This window comes from Streptomyces sp. UH6 (genome assembly GCF_013421635.1).
Lineage (GTDB): Bacteria > Actinomycetota > Actinomycetes > Streptomycetales > Streptomycetaceae > Streptomyces > Streptomyces abyssomicinicus.
In genome coordinates this window covers 1-4,144 of sequence record NZ_JACADT010000495.1, presented here as the reverse complement: position 1 = coordinate 4,144, position 4,144 = coordinate 1, and the positions used below count along the sequence as shown (strand labels likewise).

3 protein-coding genes are annotated in these 4,144 nt (G+C 73.5%); 1 reads left to right on the top strand and 2 read right to left on the bottom strand.

The features are described from left to right. Positions 1-147: 147 nt before the first annotated feature. Positions 148-1,164 (bottom strand): Gfo/Idh/MocA family protein, encoded by a 1,017-nt coding sequence (locus HW445_RS20675; RefSeq protein ID WP_180222474.1) that lies wholly within the window; start codon positions 1,162-1,164, stop codon positions 148-150. 288 nt (positions 1,165-1,452) lie between these two features. Between HW445_RS20675 and HW445_RS20670 the strand changes: the two genes are divergently transcribed. Then, positions 1,453-2,223 (top strand): SDR family NAD(P)-dependent oxidoreductase, encoded by a 771-nt coding sequence (locus tag HW445_RS20670; protein WP_180222473.1) that lies wholly within the window; start codon positions 1,453-1,455, stop codon positions 2,221-2,223. Positions 2,224-2,338: 115 nt separating this feature from the next. On the opposite strand, the gene HW445_RS20665 is transcribed toward HW445_RS20670, so the two are convergent. Then, complete coding sequence (locus HW445_RS20665; RefSeq protein ID WP_180222472.1) at positions 2,339-4,015, bottom strand: NAD(P)/FAD-dependent oxidoreductase; 1,677 nt, start codon at positions 4,013-4,015, stop codon at positions 2,339-2,341. Positions 4,016-4,144 lie beyond the last annotated feature (129 nt).

The window sequence follows — 4,144 nt, the reverse complement described above, 5'->3', positions numbered from 1 at the left end:
CGGTGTCGGCGGTGACCACCCGGTGGGCCCCGGCGGGGGCGGCGCCGGAGTCGGTGGAGGCCAGGACGACGACGGTGTGGCCGAGGTCCCGGGCCCTGGCGACCAGTTCGAGGCCGGAGGACTGGGGCTCGATGATCAGGACGGTGGTCATGCTGCTTCCCGCGAGGCTGGGGCGCCGGCGTCCCGGAAGGCGGTGGCGCGGGCGGCGTCGATGAGCTCCATGGACCGCAGGTGCAGGGCGAGGTCGCCGTGCGGTGCGGGGCCCTCGCCGCGGAAGTGGGCGTAGGCCTGTTCGACGAAGCGGGTCAGCGGGGCGTCCTGGACGACCCGGTGGACGGTGCTGCCGACGATGCGGACCTGGCCGAAGTCGTCGTCGCCGGAGACCGGGTAGTCCGCCACGAGGGTGCCCTCGGTGCCGTGGACGTGCAGCCGCCGGCGGCGCACCGGGGAGGAGAGGTCGGTGTACAGCGTGGTCGTGGTGCCGTCGTGGTGGCGCAGCTCGACCTCCGCCCCGCCCAGCCCGGCGAGCCGGCCGGCCGGCAGCGGCAGGTCCCAGCCCCGGGAGGCGGTGACCTCGGCGACGGGCCCGGCCAGGTGGAGGGCGAGCAGCATCTGGTGCGGCATCTCCACCTCGAAGGCGCTGGCGTGGCCCCGGTCCTGCAGTGAGCGGCGGAACCTCGGTTTGCTCTGCTCCATGTGGTACGCGACCGGCGCGCCGATCGCTCCCGAGGCGACCAGCGCCTCGGCCGCCTCGGTGACCCTGCTGTTCGGCCAGACGCTCATCGGCAGCACCACGGCGCGGGTGACCTCGGCCAGGTCCACGAGGTGGGCGGCCTCCTGCACGGTGGGGGCGACCGGCTTCTCCAGGATGAAGTGCCGCGCCCCGACCGACAGCAACTGCTCGAGGCAGTCCCGGTGGGCGTCCGGCGGCACCGTCACGTGGAAGACGGCGTCGGACACCCGGTGCCCGGAGGCCCGCAGGGCCCTCACGGCGCCGCGGACGTCCGGCACCCACTGCCCGCCCGGCACCTCGGCCGGACGCGGGTCGACGGCGGTCACCGCCGGGTCCGCGCCGGCGATGTCCCGTAGCGCGCGATGGTGCAGATCGCGGCCCGCACGGCCGTACCCGATGATGACGGACGGTGCATTCCTTTTCCCGGTCATCGTCGCTGTGCCTCCCTTCGATGTCGTCCTGGAACGACTTTCGCAGCGGACCGCGAAAAGCAGCCAGACCATTTCCTCCACCCGCCGGCAGTCCACCTGGAAATCGACCGGACCGGGAAATGCCTCGAAGGTGGCACGGGAATCCGCGGAAGTGACACGGGCCGGGGCGTCCCGCGGCGGGGAATTCCCGTTACGGTGGTGCGGCGTATTCCAGGAGCATCGCGGGGAATTCGGAGAAATCAATTCCTCTTCGCTCTTTCCCCTCTCATTCTCAGAAGGAGACGATTGATGACCCTCGAAGGCCGGGTAGCCCTGGTCACCGGCGGCTCCCGCGGCATCGGACGGGCCATCGCGCTCCGTCTCGCCGCCGACGGCGCGGCCGTCGCCGTCAACTACCGCTCCCGCAAGGACGAGGCCGAGCGCACCGTCGAGGAGATCACCGCCCGGGGCGGGCGGGCCGTCGCCCTGCGGGCCGACGTGGCCGACGCCGACGAGGCGCGGCAGCTGGTCGACGAGACGATAGGCGGCCTCGGCGGGCTGCACGTCCTGGTGAACAACGCCGGCGTGGCACGCGACGGCTTCCTCTGGGACCAGTCCCCCGAGGACTGGTGGGAGGTGCTGAAGGTCAACGTCGGCGGCGTCTACCACTGCACCCGGGCCGCCGCCCCGCACTTCATGTCGCAGCGCGACGGCACGGTCGTCAACATCTCGTCGGTCATGGGCGAGGGCGGCTGGATCGGCCAGTCCAACTATTCGGCCTCCAAGGGGGCCGTCAACTCCTTCACCCGGGCGGCCGCCGTCGAACTGGCCCGCTTCGAGGTCCGCGTCAACGCGGTCCTCGCCGGCTTCACGGCCACCGAGCTGATCGGCGGCCTGCTGGAGAAGGACGGCGGCCGGAGCATCAAGCGCCAGCTCCCGCTGCGCGAGTTCGCGACGCCCGAGCAGGTGGCCGGGGCGGTGTCCTTCCTGGCCGGACCGGACTCCTCGTACATCACCGGCGAACTGCTGCGCGTGGACGGCGGCTGGGCGGGACAGCTCGGCACCGGCCGCCCCAAGTAGCCGGCCCCCGACGGGCCCTGCCACCGAGGTCCTCCTCACCGGTGGCAGGGCCTCACGCGGGAAGGGCCCCGTACCTCCGGGTACGGGGCCCTTCCTGTCGTCCGCCGGGTCCGGGTCAGCCGATGCGGGCCAGACCGCGGGCGCCGCGGCGGCCGGCGCCGCGGGAGACCGCCAGCGGGTCCCAGTCCGCGTCGCGGTCGGGCAGCAGGTCCGCGTCGCCGAACCGCGCGCCCCGGTGCACCTCGGCCAGCAGGCCGCGGTCGAGGATCTGCGAGGCGCAGGCCATGCCGCCGACCGCCGAGCCGGTGATGCCGGTGCCGTAGCGGGTGTTGGTGCCCACCACGTGCAGGCCCTCGACGGTGGTGCGGGTGTCGGGACGGCTGCCCGTGCCTCCCCAGCGGGCCAGCCCGTAGGGCGTGCCGCCGGTCGCCAGCGTGTAGCGCTCGTGGGTGATCGGGGTGGCGGTCTCCAGGTGCACGATGTGCCGGCGGAACGGGCCGAGGGCCTCCTCCGCGGCGGCGAGCATCGACTCGGTCAGCGCGGCCTTGCGTTCCTGGTAGCCCTGGTTGCGCCGGTAGCGCTCGCCGGCCGCCGGCCCCTCGCGCACCCCCCAGTAGTCGTAGGAGGGCGGGCAGAGCGTCATCACCTGGAAGTTGCTGTGCCCCGGCGGGCAGACCGCGCGGGCCTCCGGGTCCTTCAGCGAGGCGAACGACACGAACAGGAACGGCACCGGGTCGATGTTCTCCTTCGCCAGCTGTTCGTAGTAGCCCTCGATGTCGGCGTCCCGGTACCACCACAGGTTGGCGTTGGGGCGTTCGGGCAGCTCGGTGTCGAGCGCGATGTAGAGCGTGGCCAGCGGGTACGCCATCTCCGCCTGCCGGGTCCGGGAGACCACCCGGCGGCCGAAGTGCTCCTCTCCCACCAGGTCGAGCACGGTCCGGGAGTAGTCCGCGTTCGACACCACCAGGGGCGCGCGGTGGACGTCGCCGTCCCTCATCGCGACGCCGGTGGCGCGTCCGTCCTCCACGAGGATGCGCTCCACCCGGCTCTTCGTGCGCAGCTGGCCGCCGTGCGCCTCCAGCGCCTCGACGAGTGCCGCGGCGAGGACCTGGCCGCCGCCCTCGGGGTAGTAGGCGCCCCGCAGGTAGTGGTCGGTGACGGCGGCGTGGGTGGCGACGGTGGCCTGACGCGGCCCCATCCCGTAGTTGGGCGACTGCGCGGCCAGCACCGTCCGGGCCCGCGGCGACAGGCCGCAGTGGTCGAAGAGTTCGCCGAGGGTGCGCCGCCCCCACTGCGCGCTGACCGGCGTGCGGGCCATCAGGTCGGACACCGACAGCTCGCTCCCGGCCAGCAGCAGCGACCGGGTCTCCCCGGCGACGGCGGCGCAGATCCCGGTGAACCGGGCCAGCCCCTCCGCCTCCCCGGGCAGGGCCGCGGTCAGCCGGCCCGTGTACGCTTCCCACCCCACCGGCACGTCGACCGTGAGGCCGGGCAGGGCGATCCGGTCGAAGCCGCCGCGGTCCATCTCCCGGTAGGTCACCCGGCCGTCGAGGCCCAGGCCGGAGAAGATCGCCGGCAGCACCCCGTCCGGGCCGCAGTCGCCCAGGTAGTGGACGCCCACGTCGAACTCGTAGGCACGCCGGCGGCGGAAGACGTGGCTGTTGCCGCCCGCCACGTCGTGCTGTTCCAGTACCAGGACGCGGCGGCCACTGACGGCCAGGTACGCCGCGCACACCAGGCCGCCCATGCCGCTGCCGACGACGACGGCGTCCCACTCTTCCTGCTTCACCATGCGGTCCGTCCTGTTCTCGTAGTACGTCGGGCGCACGCCGTCCGCGGCGGCGTCGTCAGGCCCGGTCGCGCACGACCAGCGCGCCGGCGTTGCCGTCGTGGCCGACCGAGGTGACCAGGCCGATCCGGG